Raw genomic sequence first — 15,907 nt, 5'->3', positions numbered from 1 at the left:
ACTCGTGGGCGCGGTGGATGGGGTTACGGGTCTGAAAGCCCACGACCCTCTTCCACCCGTTCTTCTTAAAGAGCTCCCGGGTCTCCTTCGGGTCGAACCTGTTATCCTTGAACTCCTTATGCTCGGGCCTGTTTATGACGGAAATCTTGCCGCCGAGCAGGAACTCGCCCATTTCGAGCACCTTCTTCACCCCCGGGTGGGCCTCCTCGGCGGTGCCGTAGACCTCCAGGGACTCCTTCTCCTTATCGTGGGGGTGGACCTCATCGAGGTGGAGCAGGGCGAGTATCTTGCCCTCCTCGTCGGTAAGGGCCACGTCCTCGCCGTCCTTAAGCCCCTTTACCTCGTCCCCGGTGGCGGAAAGGGTCACCGGGAGGGTCCAGGGAAGGCCGCTCTTAAGGGTCATGGTGTCCATGACCGAGTGGTAGTCGTCCCTGCACATAAAGCCCTCGATCGGGCTGAAGGCCCCGACCGCTATCATCTCGAGGTCGGATATCTCCCTCGTGCTAAGGGCTATCTTCTTAAGGTCCTCGGCTTTTTTCTTCGCCTCGTCACGCTCCTTGCCCTCGAGTATCCTGTTTACAAGTGTGCCGCCGTGCGGCTCGATCGTGCCGGTCATTCACTGCCTCCTTTTTCGGTTTTATCGTTTTCTCCCGGGAAGTGTATCCCGCACTCCTTCTTATCGTCGTCCTCGTTAAACCAGCGCCACCTCCCCGACCTCGGCTCCTCGCCCTTAAGAAGCGGGGTCGAGCATATAACGCAGCCCACGCTGTCGTAGCCCTTGTCGAAGAGCTTATTATATGGGAGCCCCTTTTCCCTTACGTACTTCCAGACCCTCTCCATGTCCCAGCTGGCGAGCGGGCAGAGTTTCAGTATGTCCCTGTCGCCCTCTCTTACGAAAGCGGCCTTCTCCACCTCCCGCCTGTACTTCGACTGGTCTCTCCTGAGCCCGGTTATCCAGACGTCGAGAGTGGCGAGCGCGCGCCTGTTGGGCTCGACCTTCCTGACGTTGCAGCAGAACTCCTGCCCGGCCCTGTCCGTAAAGAAGAGATACTCGCCGAAAGAGTCCACCATCTCCTTCACCCGCCGCTCGTCGGGCAGGAACCTCTCGACCTTGATGCCGTAGCGCTCCTCGGCGTCGGCTATGGCCCGGCAGGTCTCCGGGTGCAGCCTTCCGGTATCGACGGTGAAGACCCTGAACTTCTTCCCGCCCCCGGCGGCCATATCCACCATGACCGAGCCCGAGAGCTGGAAGCTCGTCCCTATGGCCGCCCTCTCGCCGAACTCGTCGAAGGCCCACCGTATGAGCTCTTCGGCCTCCATCGAGTTAAGCTTTTCGAGGAGCGCCTTATCCGTTACGTCTACAACCATTAGAGCGTTATGTATCCCTTCTCCTCGAGGTAGCCGAGGATGGCCCTCGTTGACTCTTCGACCGAGAGTTTTGAACTGTCTAAGACGAGTTCCGCGTTCTCCGGCTCCTCGTAGGGGGCCGAGATGCCGGTGAACTCCTTTATCTCCCCGGCGCGCGCCTTCTTGTAAAGCCCCTTTACGTCCCTCTCCTCGCAGACCTCCACCGGACACTTGACGTAGACCTCTATAAATCTGGAAGCGCCGTCAGCCTTCTGCAACTCCCTCGCCTGGTCCCTGTCCGCCCTGTAGGGGGATATGAAGGCGGTTATGGTTACGATGTTCGCGTCGGTAAAGAGCCGCGCGACCTCCCCTATCCTCCGGATGTTCTCGCCGCGGTCCTCTGGCGAAAAGCCGAGGTTCTTGTTCAGGCCGTGGCGGACGTTGTCGCCGTCGAGTATATAGGCCTGGTGGTTATTGTCCAGGAGCGCGTGCTCCAGCTCCACGGCTATCGTGGACTTGCCGGAGCCGGAAAGGCCCGTCAGCCAGATGGTCACGCCCTTCTGCGCCATGAGCTTCTCCCTGTCCTCCCTTGTGACCTTGCCGTGATGCCACGTAATGTTCGTACTTTTCTTCTCCATCGTTTTTTCCGTCATTTTCACCCTTCTCCTCTTCTTCTTATTTGATACCCGTTATTCTTCACCTATTCTTCGATCACAACGACTTCGCACGGGGCCTTTTCCTTGAGCTCGTCGGTGAGAGAGCCGGAGAAGTACCTCGCGAAGGTGCTCTGCTTTCTCCTTACGCATACCGCGAGCGCCACCTCGCGGCCCTCCATTATATCGAGCGCCCTGGATACGACCTCCCCCTCTTCCATTATGGGGTCGAACTCCACGCCCTCCTCCATGGCGCGTACCTGCACGAGGCCGAGCTCCTCGTAGCCCCTCTGGCGGTACTCCTTCATTATGGCCTCGGAGAGCTCGGTCGAGGGCCTGTCGCCTATGAAGCCCACGTCCGAAAACCTGTCGAAGACCTCCTCGGCGAGCCCGGTCTCGAGGAGATAGAGGGCGACGAGCGTACCCCCTCTCTCTTTGGCGGCCCCCACGGCGAACTCTATGGCCTCCTCCGAGGTCCTCGACGTCGAGAGTATAAGGAGTACGTTCTTCATTCCCATCAGCCTATACCCCCGAGACCTATTATCGGCCACCAGAAGCGCGCCACCAGGTTAAACACCACCCACGCCGTAAAACTCATGATCACCCCCGCCTTCATCATATCCCCTATGGAGACGTAGCTCGAGGATACGGCTATGGCGTTTGCCGGCGTGGCAAGCGGCATGCAGAAGGCAAGCCCCGCCGGCACGGCTATGGAGTAGGTCACCAGCGACGGGTCCATCTCGAACCTCCCGGCGAGCCCCAAGCCCACCGGGAGCAGGATGGCTATGACCGCGGCGTTGCTTATCCCCTCGGTAAGCAGAAGCGTTACGAGCGAGAAGAAGGCGATGGCGGTAAGCGGGCTCGTAACCCACTCCCCTACGGCCATCTCCGCGAGCCATCCCGCGGCCCCGCTCCTCTCGAGCGAGGCGCCGAGTATGATGGCCCCACCGTACATGAGGATCACGCCCCAGTTCACGTACTCCTCGATGTCCTTCCACCTGACGAGACGGAAGATGAAGAGCACCACCACCGAGGCCAACGCCACGGTGGCGAGCCCCACCGTCGTGCCGAGCGTCATCCAGCATACTATGGTAAGGACGAGCACCGTGCCCACGGAATACTCGCTCCACCCGACCTTGCCCATGCCGTGGATGCGTTTCTGCAGCACCTCATGGGCGCTCTCCACGCTCTCTATGTCGATGGACAGTACCCTCGTAAGCACGAAGGCGCCCACCGCGAGCAGCACGATAACGAGCGGTATTACCGCCACGGTATAGGCGAGGAAACCTATGGTCTCGGTCGTGCTCTCCTTAAGTATCCCCACCGCCAGCGGTACCCTCGCGCCACCGAGAAAGGTGGCCACGCCGCCAATGACGCAGCCCCAGGCAAGCGCCAGGAAGAGGAGCTTCCCGTAGTTCGATCTCCCGGGCCGAAGCCTGAGCGCCTTGGCTATCTCCAGCACTATGGGGAAGAGCATGGCGGCCACCGCGTGCTCGGACATAACGAACGAGAGCACGGCGGCAAGACCGAATATACTTAAGAGGAGGCTCCGGGGCGAGGACCCGAACCTCTCCATTATTATAAGGGCTATCCTGTTGGAAAGCCCCGAATGCATCACGGCTCCGGCCAGTATGAAAGCCCCGAGGATAAAGAAAACGGCCTCGTTACCGAATAGCGAGTAGGTCTCCTTTGGCGGCAGCACCCCCGTAAGGGGGATGAGGACTACGGCGAGGATACTCGTTATGGCCAGCGGTATCGCGTTCGTTACCCAGAGTATGAGGCAGAGGAGGAATACCGCTATCGCGTTTTTCGCCTCCGGCGTAAGCCCGTCGGGCACCGGCAGGCTCACGATATACCAGAAGAGCCCGAACACGAGCAGAAAGAAGCCCGGCCTGAGCCCCCGGAGGGCAAGCAGCAACCATATGGAACGCCTGTCTATCTCTACACCCATAGTACATCCCTTTACCCTCAGCCCCCCGAACGCCGTTCGGAGGGTTCGTCCGCATCTTTCACCCTGAGCTTCCTTCTGAGCGTGGAGAGCCCCCAGGCGGCCCTGGCTCCGAGCCTGGTCTTATAAAAGCTCTCCACCACGCTGCCGAACCCCCCTTTCTCGTCGGTAAGGAGCCTCCCCTCTATCGGGGTGGTTACCATGCTTATGTCCCCCACCCAGTTCATGTTTATGCTCTTCTTCTTTACCGTTTTGTAGAGGTACCGGTAGACCGGGATTATAATCTCGGTCGTGAGCGGCTCTATCCTGAGCGCCCTCCCGTGAGAGGGCCTGTATACGGGCAGTATCGGTACGACCCCCATATCCGTCAGGAACTCTATGCCCATGCAGGTGGAGCCGGGGGGTTCGAGCCCCACTATAAGATGAGAGGCGACGGTGCCGCTCGGGAAGATGGAGGCCGCGTATTTGAGCGACTCTATGTACCTGTCCCTCCCGATGAGTTCCGCCCTGCCGGGACATATAACCTCGAAAAGCTCCTTATCGAATATCTCGAGGTTATAGAGGATTGAATCCGCCCCGAGCGCGTAGGTCTCGTCAATCCATCGGTTCCTCTTCGGCGGCAGGGCCTCGACCGCCACCAGACAATTGAAGTGCTTCTTTACCGCCCTTACGTAAGGCGCGAGGAACTCTATCCCCCCGTCGTCGCCCTGGCTGAACCCTATGGAGAGGTAGACTATGCCGCTCGCCCTCTCCTTCAGGACGGCTTCAGTGGTCTCCAGCACCTCGTCAATCGAATATACCGTATCGTCCGCACCCTTTATGTCGAAGTTCCCGGCGCAGTAGCGGCACTCGACACTCGTGTTGAAGAACTCGCAGCGCGGCGACGGGGTTATCACGACGTAGCTCCCGTGCACCGTCGCTATGTCGGAAAAAGCTTTCCCGGTCGTTGTCTTCCTCCCGTAGAAGGCCGGTAGTGGTACGAGCTTGGCCGATACCTTGCCGGAGCCGTCCTCTCCGCTTATGACGTAGCCCCTCTTCCCTTTTTTGAGGAGGTAGGGGGAGTCCTCTGTGAACTCCTCGCCGAAGGGGACGTTTACGAGCGTTCCTTTCGGAAGCACTATGTCTATGCCCGGCCCGGCCCGGCCCGAGACGGCCTCTATGTCGGCAAGCGACTCTTCAACCCTTATGCCCCGGAGCATCAGGTCTATCTTAAGGGAGCCCGGGTTGTCGAAGTATGTGGTCTTCACGGGTGGCTGCTCACTTGGCCGCGGCTATCTCGCACGCCTCTTCGTATGTCGTTAACTCTTTTATTACCGCCTTTTCGCCGCAGAGCTCGCAGTCGGGGTCCTTCCTGACCTTCACCTTCCTGAAGTTCATCCCGAGGGCGTCGAATATCATGAGCCGTCCGGCGAGCCCCTCCCCTATGCCAAGAATCTCTTTTATCGCCTCAACGGCCTGGAGCACCCCTATGACCCCGGCGAGCGCGCCGAGCACCCCCGCCTCCTGGCAGCTCGGGACGAGCCCCTTGGGCGGCGGCTCCGGGTAGAGGCACCTGTAGCAGGGTTTTTCTTCATGCCCCTTGAAGGTGGCTATCTGCCCCTCGAAGCGGAACATCGAGCCCGAGACGAGTGTCTTCTTCTCGAAGAACGCCGCGTCGTTCATGAGGAACCGGGTCGGAAAGTTGTCCGAGCCGTCGAGCACCACGTCGTAGTCCCTTATGGTCTCCCGTATATTGTCGGCCGTAAGGCGTCCGTTATAGGTAACGACGTTCACGTCCGGGTTCAGCTCACCCATTGCCTGCTTTGCCGAGAGGACCTTGGCCGTTCCGATCCTGTCGGTATTATGTATGATCTGCCGCTGGAGATTGCTCAGGTCCACGGCGTCCCCGTCGGCCACGCCTACGGTGCCCACCCCGGCCGCCGCGAGGTAGAGGAGCGCGGGCGAGCCGAGCCCGCCCGCTCCGAGGACGAAGACCTTGCTCTTCAAGAGCTTAGCCTGTCCCTTGCCCCCGACTTCGGGCAGTATTATGTGGCGCGAGTAGCGCTCGATCTGTTCTTCCGTAAAGTCCATGATACCCCTTTATTAATGCTTATATATTAGCAAGTTACGCGCTAAAGTTACCGGGCTATATTACCTCTATTTCCTCCTCTTCGAACGGTTCCCCCTCGTCGTGGAATATCCAGCTCTTGACCGTAGTCTCATTGCCTCCCATAACCGAGACGATAACGTAAGAGTACTCGGGCTGGCCCCTCTTCCTGTCGAACTCCGAGGGGCGGTCCGGGTGGTCCGGGTGGGAGTGGTATATCCCAATGATGTCGAGCCCCTCTTTTCTTGCCTCCCTGTCGACCCTGTTCAACTCCGCGGGGTCTATCTCGTAGCGGTCCCGGGCCCGCTCCTTATTCAGGTTCTCGACCTCTATTGCTTTTGTGACGGTCCGTTCCTGTCCGGAACTCCCAACCAACACGCCGCAGCACTCATGCGGGTAGGCCCCTTTGGAGTCTTCGATTATCTTATCGTGGGCGTCCCCGGAGATACGAAGCATGGAGGGCTCAATCCCAGAGGCGGGTGCTAAGGTACTTGTCCCCGCCGTCGGGGAATATGACGACCACTGTTCCGCGCTTCAGGGTTTCGGCCACCTCAAGGGCCGCGACCATTGCCGCCCCGGAGGACTGGCCCACCATAAAACCCTCTTCCCTGGCTATCCTCTTGGTCATGTCGTAGGCGGCCTCGGTGGAGGCCTCTATCTTCCTCGTCAGCTTCTCTTCGTGGTAGATGCCAGGGACGATCGAGGACTCCATGTGTTTCAGCCCCTCGAGCCCGTGGAGCGGGCAGTTGGGCTCGACGGCCACTATCTCGATATCCTTATTGAACTCCCTGAGCCTCCTGCCCGTGCCCATTATGGTGCCCCCGGTGCCGATGCTGGCCACGAAGTGTGTTATCTCGCCGCCGGTCTGCTCGATTATCTCCGGGCCCGTGGTGTCGTAATGCGCCTGGGGGTTGGAGGGGTTATTGTACTGGTCGAGCTTGCAGTACTTCTCCGGGTTGTCGACGTAGAGCTTCCATGCGTGGCGTATGGCCCCGTCCGAGCCCTCGAGCGGGTCGGAGAATATGACGTTCGCGCCGAAGGCGTTAAGTATCTTCTTCCTCTCATCGCTCACGTTCTCCGGCACCACGAGGTCCACCAGGTGCCCCTTCATGGTACCTATCCACGCGTAGGCTATGCCGGTGTTGCCCGAGCTCGAGTCCAGTATGATCTTGTCGCCGGTGAGCCTGCCCGCCTTCTCGGCGTCCTCTATCATCCTCAAGGCGGGCCGGTCCTTCACCGAGCCCCCGGGGTTGTAGCCCTCGAGCTTGGCGCAGACCCGAACCCCCTCGGGAAGATGGGCGGTGATGCCGTTTATCCTGACGAGCGGGGTATTACCCACAAGCTCAATTATCGAATGACTCATGGGAGGAGCCGTCCTCACGGGCGGCGCCTCCTTCAAAACCTTTCCACTTCTCATACGATAAGACCTCCTCGAAAAGCTCTAACGTATTGTCCTTTATGGATAAAAAATACCTTACTAACTTAGTCAAGATTACAATACATTACTATTTTTGTCAAGAACTTTGGCGCGGGTGTTTCAATTCACGACGACCGCAAGGGTACGAGATACCAATACTCTATTGGGCCGCGTATGGCGCTAACCGTGCGGCAGCACCCCGTGACGGGGTTTCAGATTTAGAAACTATCGACCGCAATCCAGAGTGCTAACGTTACAGAAGACCGCATACACATTAACCGTGCGGCAGCACCATGATGGTGTTTCAATTCACGACGACCCGCCGGGGTACGGGATACCAATACTCTATTGGGCCGCGTATGGCGCTAACCGTGCGGCAGCACCCCTGCCGTAAAATCCGCGCAGGGGGGGTGGTTTTACTCTATTATGTCGAGCTCGATGGGCTCGACCTTAACGCCCTTCTGGGTAAAGAATCTTAGGGCCTTATCTATCTCTGGGGCCTCTCCTTCGAGCTCGAGGGCCACCAGCCCCACCTCCTCGGAGATGCTGGCCTGGCGGATGTTGGTGGTGACCTTGAAGAGCTGGCCTGCCTGGTAGATAAGGGGCTCCTTAACGAGACCCTTGGAGTATGTGAGGTATACCTTTTTTTTCATTTTTTTCCGCCCCCTACCCTCCCGCTATGGCCGGTATAATGGAGATCTCGTCCCCGTCCTTTACCGCCGTGCCGGTATTTTCCTTGAAGCGGATATCCTCGTCGTTCAGGTAGAAGTTGACGAAGCGCCTGGGGGTTCCGTCTTCCTCGCAGATACGCTCCTTAATCCCCGGATAGTTCTTTTCGAGGTCGTCGAGAAGCTCCGCGACGGTCGAGCCCGCGGCCTCCACCTCGTCCTTGCCGTCGGTGATCTTCCTGAGCGGCGTCGGTATCCTGACCTTTATCGGCATCTTTTCCCCTCCTCTTTACGGTTGGTTTTCAGCACTTCTTTACCTTGATCCTGAAGTGATCATCTTCCCTCTTTACGTCCACTATCTTATGTCCCTCTTCCTTTATGCTCTTGGGGACGTTCTGGATGGGCTCGCCGCTGTCGAGCACGACCTCGAGGACCTGCCCCGTCTCCATGGCTTCGAGCTCGAGCTTGGTCTTGACGAAGTTCATGGGGCAGAGCGTCCCCCTGAGGTCGATTGATATGTCCGGTGATATGTCCGGCGACGCGGCCTTGGCCGCCTCGGTCTTTGCCTCGCTCATGTTCTCTCCTTCTCTGGAGCCGCAATCTCTCCAATGACCGGCTCAAGGGCCTTCTTGAGGTCCTCCACCCCGACGCGCGCGAGTGTGGTGCCTATCCTCTCGCCCCTTATCCCCTTGGCCATGTACCACTCGACGGTCTTCTCTATGACGTCCGGGATCTTCTCGTCCGGCACGAAGGTAGCCACCTCTTCGGCATCTATGGGGTGGCGTCCGTGCTTGCCGCCGACCCTTATCGTATGTCCGTACCTCTTGGCCCTCCAGGCGCCCGTGGGGCATGCCCTTATGCAGTCTCCGCAGTAGATGCACTTATCGGGGGAGAATATGGGTTTACCCGTATCCGGGTCGGACTCTATGGCGTCCTCCTTGCAGGCCTCGGAGCATATGGTGCAGCCCGTGCACGTGGGCTCTTCCCACTCCGGCTCGACAAGGCCCTGGAAGCCCAGATCCATCCCGCGGGTCCTGGCGCAGTCGATGGGGCAGCCCGAGAACGATATCTTGAACTTGTGGTGCGTGGGCGTGCCGAAGAACTTCTCATCCACCATCCGGGCCAAGCCCTGCGTATCGGTCAGCCCGTTGGGGTTATACTCGCAGCCGCCGCAGGCCGTGGGGACCCTGACCCTCGGGCCGCAGGATGCTACCTTCATGCCTATGGCCTCGAGCTCCTTCACCAGAGGGGTGAACTCCCTGTAGTCCACGTAGAGTATCTCCAGCGACTGGCGGAAGCTGAAGTGCACGACCCCCTTCTTGCTGTACTTATGGGCGAGCTTGGAGACCTCGACGAGCTTGTCGGTGGGCATCCTGCCGCCGGGGCAGCGGAGCCTCACGGTGAAGAGGTCCTTCTGCCTCTGCTTTATGAAGCCGCCGGTCTTAAGGTCGTTAAAGTCGACCTTGTGCTCGGCGCCTTCGTAGTCTACCTTTACCTTTGTCGTCTTATCCTCTATGAAGCGGTCCATAACCTTATATCCACACTCCCTTCCTTATTGGCCGTATTTGACTGAGCAGCATCTTATATCATACCAGAAAAGTCCTGTATCAGGCAAGTGCGCGTCATTACCCTTTTACCGCGTACTCCCTGCCCGAGCTTTCGACCAGATCGTCGAACTCCTTAAGGCTCGCCTCGATGACCGGGGCCTCCTTGAGCTTTCCCTGGAGCGCTTCCTGCGTCTTAAGGCCGTTACCGGTAATGGAGATCACTATGGACTCGTCTTTAGGAATCCTTCCCTGATCGAGGAGTTTCTTCGTGACCCCGAGCGTCACGCCTCCGGCCGTCTCGGCGAATATGCCCTCGGTCTCGGCAAGGAGCTTCATGGCGTCCACTATCTCCTCGTCGGTTACGTCCTCGGCCCACCCCCCGCTCTCTTTTATGGCCTTTACCGAGTAGTAGCCATCGGCCGGGTTGCCTATGGCGAGGCTCTTGGCCACGGTCTTGGGCCTCACCGGCGTTATTAGTTCGCTCCCCTGCTTTACGGCCGTGACTATGGGGGCGCACCCCGCCGCCTGCGCGCCGTATACGCTCGCGGGGGCCTCCTCCACGAACCCGAGTTTTTGGAACTCCTTATAGGCCTTCCATATCTTCGTTATGAGCGAGCCGCCGGCCATCGGGACCACCGTATGCTTCGGCAGCCGCCAGCCGAGCTGCTCGGCTATCTCGTACCCGAAAGCCTTCGAGCCCTCGGCATAGTAGGGCCGGATGTTTATGTTGACGAACGCCCAGCCGTACTTCCCCGCTATCTCCGAGCAGAGGCGGTTCACCTCGTCGTAGGTGCCCTTTATGCCGACCACCTTCGAGCCGTAGACGAGCGTGCCGAGTATTTTGGTCTGCTCGAGGTCGAAGGGGATAAAGACGTAGCTGTCCATGCCGCATGCCGCGGCATGCGCCGCGACCGAGTTTGCGAGGTTCCCGGTCGAGGCGCACGAGATTACGTCGAAACCCATCTCCCGAGCCCGGGAAATGGCCACCGACACGACCCGGTCCTTGAAGGAAAGGGTCGGGTAGTTGACGGCGTCGTTCTTCAGGTAGAGCTCTTCGACGCCGAGCGCTTCGGCCAGGTTATTCGCCCTTATGAGCGGGGTAAAACCTACCTGTGCGCCGACCGTGGGCTCGCCTTCGAGCGGGAGGAGTTCCCGGTAGCGCCACATGTTCGGCGGCCTCTTTTCGATCGTCTCCCGGTCGAGGACCTTTTTTATTTCATCGTACTCATATACCACTTCGAGCGGTCCGAAGCAGTATTCGCAGACGTGGAGCGCTTCCTTCGGGTACTCTTTGCCGCACTCCCTGCACTTTAGCGCCTTCATGTAACTCATGGATAAACTCCCTTCTTCCCTCTCTAAAAAGACTGGATTCCTGCTTCCGCAGGAATGACCGCGTGTTTCCTTGTTTACAAACTCGCATACCAGTCGTTCGGTTTCAGGGACAAGAAAGCCCCGTCCCAAAAAAAAGCCCCTCTTTGCGCGAAGCTAAGAAGGGATTCTATATCCTCTTCTTATCTTCCAAGATCCCCTTTGGGGAGCCTGCTGGAGTTAGCACCTGACGTCCCGCCTTTTTAAAGGCCGGACCGGTTGCTGTGGCATCGCAGGGCCAGATCCCTCCGCCACTCTTGATAAGAATGATATTCAGTTGTCAGGACAAGGTACTACATGGGGGGCGCCGTGTCAAGGGAATTCTGTGGGCAGGGGGTTCAGGGGGGGGTCGGTATTCTCTCAATCGCAAAAAAGAAAAGGCAGGGGGCTGGCTTTAAAACCCGCTCTACCCCCTGGACCTGCCCCCCATGTTCAGCCGTATCCTTTCGAAGAACTGAAGAGACTTTACCATTAAAGCGAGGGCAGAGACCTTGAACTTGCGCCCGATACCCTTTAGCCTCTTGTCGCGCCAGACACCGTATATCAGGGCCGCGTTGTCCATCACTATCAAGGGCAGGCGTATCAGATAGGTAAAGATATTCTCTTCGAGCCTTTCGTGGGTCCCGCCGGCGAGCCGCAGGGTCTTCCTGCGGATCTGCCCGAAGGAGCGCCTTGCCGGATGGAAGACACGGGCGTCATCCGCGTAGGCCACCTTATACCCGTGGGAAAAGACGCGCTTGCCCCATTCCGAGTCCCCGCCGGACTTAAGCCTGTCGTTAAAAGGGCCCACGGCGTCGATGACCTTCCTGCTGGTAAAGACGTTCGCCGTCGCCCCGTATCTTCCGTTTTCAACATAGTTTTTCTGCTTGAGGTGGACAATGCTGTCATAGAGCTCCACTGCCGTTGGGTTCTCCGGGTCGCTGAAGAAGAACTCTATCCCCCCGGCGACAAGCCCGCAGCCGGGGACAGCCAAAAAGGCCTTCACGCCCTTCTCCATCCACTCTTCGGCCGGTATGCAGTCGGAGTCGGTAAAGGCTATCAGTTCGCCGCCTGCCATATCAAGCCCCCTGTTGCGGGCCGCGTACGAACCGCGTTTGTCTTCCCGACCGAAACGGACCATCTCGTACTTTTTGAGAGCCCCCTCGATATCCCGCTCGGAGCCGTTATCGACGACCACGACCTCGTAGCGGTCCTTCGGGTAGCTCTGCACCTGAAGCGCATCGAGGCATATCTCGAGCCGCTTCAAATCATTATAGACTGGGATTATGACCGAGACCATGGGAAACTCATCGGGGTTGCCCGCTCCCTCGAAGGACGTCGTCCCCTTGACCGTCATAGCTCGACCTCCATATCTTCCAGACGCGTACACTCGTAGAGACGGGCCGCCAGGGTAAGCCCGTCAGCCCCGGTCCGGCTCATCATCTTCTCGCCGGGATAGTAGCAGCGCCTGAGCTGCTCGTTCACCCACCAGCTCGCACCCCTCTCGGAAGCGAAGAATGAAGGGAACACCTGTGCGGCACAGGCCACCTCGAAGCCTACCGGGTTGTAGCCGAAGCCGTACTCGTCCCCCTCCAGGCGGTCGATGAACTCCGTGCGGTTCACAAAGCCCAGGGCCCTCGCAAACTTTTTGCTGCTCCAGAACGGGTGGTCGGGGAGGTACTCCTTCAAGATGGCGAACGCGTAGAGGTTGAAGGCGTGGTAGCCCGTCTCCTTGCCGCGTCCGATTGGACGGGGCTTTTCGGGTCCGGTCCGAAATAGCCTTCTGTAAAGATATTTGCGCTCCTGTCTTCCGGACTCCATGTTATGGACTATCCTTCCGCTCCTTCTGAGCGAGAGGTTTTCCGGCAGGAGGTCCATGAATCTATTGACGCGTTCCTTTATCAATTCATCCTTTTTCCCGTCTATCAGGGAAGCGGCGGCGGCCAGCCAGAGATGCTGGTTGAAGGCCTTTATGGCGTTAGCCTTGCTCCCGTCCATGTTCACGACCGTCCAGAGCCCCCGCCCTTCGTTGAAGGGGTGCAGCAGGAAGACCTCTTCGGCAAGCTCCGAGTACCCGCGCTCCCCAAGGCGGCTTCCGGCGGCCGCGAGCGCCTCTATTACCCAGGCCTGGCCCACGAGACCGTTACAGGAGTCCATTTCGGGGTTGGTGCGGCAGTGGAAGGTCGCACCCATGGGACGCGCCTCCGGCGACGCCAGATACTCCGCCGCGCGCCTCGCCGAACCCACGAACGCGTCCCCGCCGGAAAGTTCGTGGGCCTTTAAGAGCGTAACCAGCCAGTGCGCGGTGTTGCGTACCGGCGTTTCGGAGTCGTGGTACGGCCCGTTGTGTCCGGGCGGGAACGACCCGTCCTCGCGCTGGATGTCGAGCGCGGCGCTTGCGGATTGAACTATTAGGTCGCTTAGACGCATCTCTCTCCGGGTCTGTCCCTAAAGCTTAATCCCCCAGCTCGACAGATCGATCCCGTATTCCCCGGCCAGCCTCCTCAAGTCGTCGGCCAGGTAGCTCTCGGCCAGGGCCCTCTGCTCCGGGGTAAATTTAAAGTTGTCTTCCAGCTTGCCTATCCTTTCCTTTACGGGCTTCTTAAACACGGAGGGGACAAGGGCCGTCAGGTGGCGGATAGCCGGTGCAGCCTTAAGGAGCCTGTTAATCCGCGGACTCAAGTACCTCCCCTTGTTCTTGTTCAAGACTTTACCCGTGCGCCGGAAGTTGAATGACGGGTCTATGGAGAGAAACCGACAGACACGGCGCATAAGCTCGTCGGGGTTCGCCTTGAGATCTTCGAAGTTCAAAAGGAGGATGTCCTCCGGAGGGAATCTCTTATAGTACTCGTCGAGCTGTTTCGCGTACCTCGATGTATTGATATAGTGACCGTCCTCCTTGAGCGTATCTTCGAGCTCGCGCTTGACTCCCTTGCGGACGACCATGTGCGTGTAGTGGGACTCTATCCTGTCGATGGGGTTCCTCATGATATATATGAACTTGAACTCCGCGTCAGTGGCGGCTATCCTCTCGGCGGCGTTCGGAAACTGGGGCACCTTGGTGTAGAAGGTCGAGGCCTCCAGGAGGAGCTTGCCCTCCGGGACGCCGCTGCCCCACAACCTCTCGTACCATCCATATCCCCTCCTCCAGTCGGGGCCCGAGAAGAAGTTGGGCTCTTTTCTCTTGCAGCGCGCAATTTCGGGGTGCTCCGACAGGTAGCCGAAAAGGCTTGTCGTACCCGACTTCATGGCCCCTATTATAAGGACGAACTTTCTCCCGGTCTTTTTCTTTTCCATAACCACCTGAGCCCGCGCCGCTAACAGCGCCAGCCCTTAACGGGCTCCCCGAAGCGTTCGTACAGAAGCTCTATATCCCGCCTGTACATATCCTGCAGGTACTCCCTGAACTTATCGGGCATCGGAGTGTGTTTGGAGCCTTTTGCGAAAACGCGCCCGTATGGAAAGAGCTCCCAGTCCACGTCTCTGCTGACGCCCAGGAACTCGAATATATCGCCGAGAAGCTCTTTAGGCCTTTCGGACAGGTCCTCAAAAAAGCCTATAAAGATCTGCTCGCGCGGGAAAACGCTCAGCCAGTTATCGAGGATTGTCGGGTAGTCGCCCCGTCTCGTGGAATGCGAAGAGTTGAAGTGGGCCACGAACTCCGCCTCACCCACGTCTTCGGAACTTCTTCCGGTATGCCTCACGATCGACATCTGAGCGTTCGACCACGCCCGGTCAACGGGATTACGCAAGATCAGTATGAACTTCACATCCGGCATGAACTCCCGGATGAAGCGTATCCGGCTCAATGGCAGCTGGCTGTAAGCCGGCGTCACCTCCCCTTTCAACATCCCGCGTCCCGGCTCGAACTTCCTGGAATAGTAGTTGAAACCCCTGTAAAGGTACCAGTTAAAGAAGTGGAGTTCCTTGGGGGTGGCAAGGTAGAGCTCGGGATGGGCGCACAGGTTCTCGTGTAGCCACCTCGTTCCGGCCTTCTGCGCGCCGATACCCATAAAGTCGGGCAACGACAGCCCCTCGGTCGAGCGGAGCCCGGAAAGATAGGACCACTCTACGACCGACCTATAGAGGTCGAAAAACTTCCTAATCGGCCTCTGAGTACACTCGGGCAAGGTTCTGGCCATCTTCCTGCCTAATAACCTCTTCATGCGTTCAGCCCCCTCCTTGGGCTAAAGAACACCCTTGCCGTCTCTGGCCTGGTTGTCCCAAAATAGTTAGCTCCGGATATAATACAGGAAAAACAGACTATTATAGAACATTGCCGCTAACGGCTATCAGCTTCCCGTCGGGCTATTTGAAGACCCCGATGGAGCGGTACTTTTCATGGCGCTCCCGGAGGAGGTCCTCCACGGGCTTGGAGCTTAGCTCCCTCAAGGCTTCGGCCAGGGCGGCCTTCAGGTCCTTAAAGACTTTTTGCGGGTTGCGGTGCGCGCCTCCGGTGGGCTCCTCGACTATCGCGTCTATGACGCCGAGCTCCAGGAGGTCCGGGGCGCATAGTTTCAAAGCCTTTGCCGCGGTCTCGGCCTTGCTCCCGTCCTTCCAGAGGATGGCGGCACAGCCCTCGGGCGAGATGACCGAATAGGTCGAGTACTCGAGCATGAGGATCCTGTCGGCCACCCCCAGCGCGAGTGCCCCGCCACTGCCGCCCTCGCCAATAACCGCGCTGACCACGGGCACCCTGAGCCCCGCCATATGCATGAGGTTCGTGGCGATGGCCTCGGCCTGCCCCCTCTCCTCGGCCCCTATGCCGGGGTACGCGCCCGGGGTGTCTATAAGGGTAACTACCGGTTTTTTGAAACGCTCGGCAAGCTTCATCAACCGGAGCGCCTTCCGGTAGCCCTCCGGGTTGGGCATGCCGAAGTTCCTCAAGACCTTC

19 protein-coding genes and 1 riboswitch are annotated in these 15,907 nt (G+C 58.8%); all 19 genes read right to left on the bottom strand.

What is annotated here, in order from left to right:
- Positions 1–616 (bottom strand): sulfate adenylyltransferase (sat, locus tag V3W31_00505; protein MEE9613419.1); only part of this gene is annotated, 616 nt, incomplete at its 3' end.
- Positions 613–1,368, bottom strand: coding sequence for a phosphoadenylyl-sulfate reductase (locus V3W31_00500; GenBank protein ID MEE9613418.1), 756 nt, complete (start codon positions 1,366–1,368; stop codon positions 613–615). The genes V3W31_00500 and sat, both read right to left, overlap by 4 nt.
- On the bottom strand, positions 1,368–2,000 hold the full coding sequence (gene cysC, locus V3W31_00495; protein MEE9613417.1) for an adenylyl-sulfate kinase: 633 nt from the start codon (positions 1,998–2,000) through the stop codon (positions 1,368–1,370). Before cysC ends, V3W31_00500 begins: the two co-directional genes overlap by 1 nt.
- A 47-nt stretch (positions 2,001–2,047) precedes the next feature.
- Complete coding sequence (locus V3W31_00490; protein MEE9613416.1) at positions 2,048–2,512, bottom strand: universal stress protein; 465 nt, start codon at positions 2,510–2,512, stop codon at positions 2,048–2,050.
- 5 nt (positions 2,513–2,517) lie between these two features.
- Entirely contained in the window at positions 2,518–3,951 is a 1,434-nt protein-coding gene (locus V3W31_00485) for a DASS family sodium-coupled anion symporter (protein MEE9613415.1), read from the bottom strand.
- 17 nt (positions 3,952–3,968) lie between these two features.
- A complete protein-coding gene (locus tag V3W31_00480) occupies positions 3,969–5,195 on the bottom strand; it encodes a radical SAM protein (GenBank protein MEE9613414.1) in 1,227 nt (408 codons plus the stop codon).
- Positions 5,196–5,205: 10 nt separating this feature from the next.
- On the bottom strand, positions 5,206–6,021 hold the full coding sequence (gene moeB, locus V3W31_00475) for a molybdopterin-synthase adenylyltransferase MoeB (GenBank protein ID MEE9613413.1): 816 nt from the start codon (positions 6,019–6,021) through the stop codon (positions 5,206–5,208).
- A 52-nt stretch (positions 6,022–6,073) separates the two neighbouring features.
- A complete protein-coding gene (locus V3W31_00470) occupies positions 6,074–6,490 on the bottom strand; it encodes a M67 family metallopeptidase (protein ID MEE9613412.1) in 417 nt (138 codons plus the stop codon).
- Positions 6,491–6,497: 7 nt separating this feature from the next.
- The gene (locus V3W31_00465) at positions 6,498–7,451 is read right to left on the bottom strand and encodes a cysteine synthase (protein MEE9613411.1); all 954 of its coding nucleotides are present in this window, start codon (positions 7,449–7,451) and stop codon (positions 6,498–6,500) included.
- A 416-nt stretch (positions 7,452–7,867) separates the two neighbouring features.
- Positions 7,868–8,104, bottom strand: coding sequence for an NIL domain-containing protein (locus V3W31_00460; protein ID MEE9613410.1), 237 nt, complete (start codon positions 8,102–8,104; stop codon positions 7,868–7,870).
- A gap of 13 nt (positions 8,105–8,117) precedes the next feature.
- Positions 8,118–8,393: a ubiquitin-like small modifier protein 1 gene (locus tag V3W31_00455; protein MEE9613409.1), complete on the bottom strand. Its 276-nt coding sequence runs from the start codon at positions 8,391–8,393 to the stop codon at positions 8,118–8,120.
- A 28-nt stretch (positions 8,394–8,421) separates the two neighbouring features.
- Complete coding sequence (locus tag V3W31_00450) at positions 8,422–8,694, bottom strand: sulfurtransferase TusA family protein (GenBank protein ID MEE9613408.1); 273 nt, start codon at positions 8,692–8,694, stop codon at positions 8,422–8,424.
- Positions 8,691–9,647 (bottom strand): 4Fe-4S binding protein, encoded by a 957-nt coding sequence (locus V3W31_00445; GenBank protein MEE9613407.1) that lies wholly within the window; start codon positions 9,645–9,647, stop codon positions 8,691–8,693. The genes V3W31_00450 and V3W31_00445 overlap by 4 nt, the downstream gene beginning before the upstream one ends.
- A 97-nt stretch (positions 9,648–9,744) precedes the next feature.
- On the bottom strand, positions 9,745–10,998 hold the full coding sequence (locus V3W31_00440) for a threonine synthase (protein MEE9613406.1): 1,254 nt from the start codon (positions 10,996–10,998) through the stop codon (positions 9,745–9,747).
- A gap of 176 nt (positions 10,999–11,174) precedes the next feature.
- A riboswitch (SAM riboswitch) is annotated at positions 11,175–11,301 on the bottom strand.
- Between the two features lie 139 nt (positions 11,302–11,440).
- Complete coding sequence (locus tag V3W31_00435; GenBank protein ID MEE9613405.1) at positions 11,441–12,370, bottom strand: glycosyltransferase; 930 nt, start codon at positions 12,368–12,370, stop codon at positions 11,441–11,443.
- Entirely contained in the window at positions 12,367–13,443 is a 1,077-nt protein-coding gene (locus tag V3W31_00430; GenBank protein MEE9613404.1) for an agl cluster protein AglQ, read from the bottom strand. The genes V3W31_00435 and V3W31_00430 overlap by 4 nt, the downstream gene beginning before the upstream one ends.
- 18 nt (positions 13,444–13,461) lie before the next feature.
- Positions 13,462–14,310 (bottom strand): sulfotransferase, encoded by an 849-nt coding sequence (locus V3W31_00425; GenBank protein MEE9613403.1) that lies wholly within the window; start codon positions 14,308–14,310, stop codon positions 13,462–13,464.
- A 20-nt stretch (positions 14,311–14,330) separates the two neighbouring features.
- Complete coding sequence (locus V3W31_00420) at positions 14,331–15,179, bottom strand: sulfotransferase domain-containing protein (protein ID MEE9613402.1); 849 nt, start codon at positions 15,177–15,179, stop codon at positions 14,331–14,333.
- 142 nt (positions 15,180–15,321) lie between these two features.
- On the bottom strand, positions 15,322–15,907 hold a 586-nt coding region (locus tag V3W31_00415; protein ID MEE9613401.1), incomplete at its 5' end, for a carboxyl transferase domain-containing protein.

The organism is Thermodesulfobacteriota bacterium (assembly GCA_036482575.1).
Classification (GTDB): Bacteria; Desulfobacterota; GWC2-55-46; order GWC2-55-46; family JAUVFY01; genus JAZGJJ01.
The sequence above is the reverse complement of the archived record's forward strand: the minus strand, read 5'-3'. Positions and strand labels throughout refer to the sequence as shown.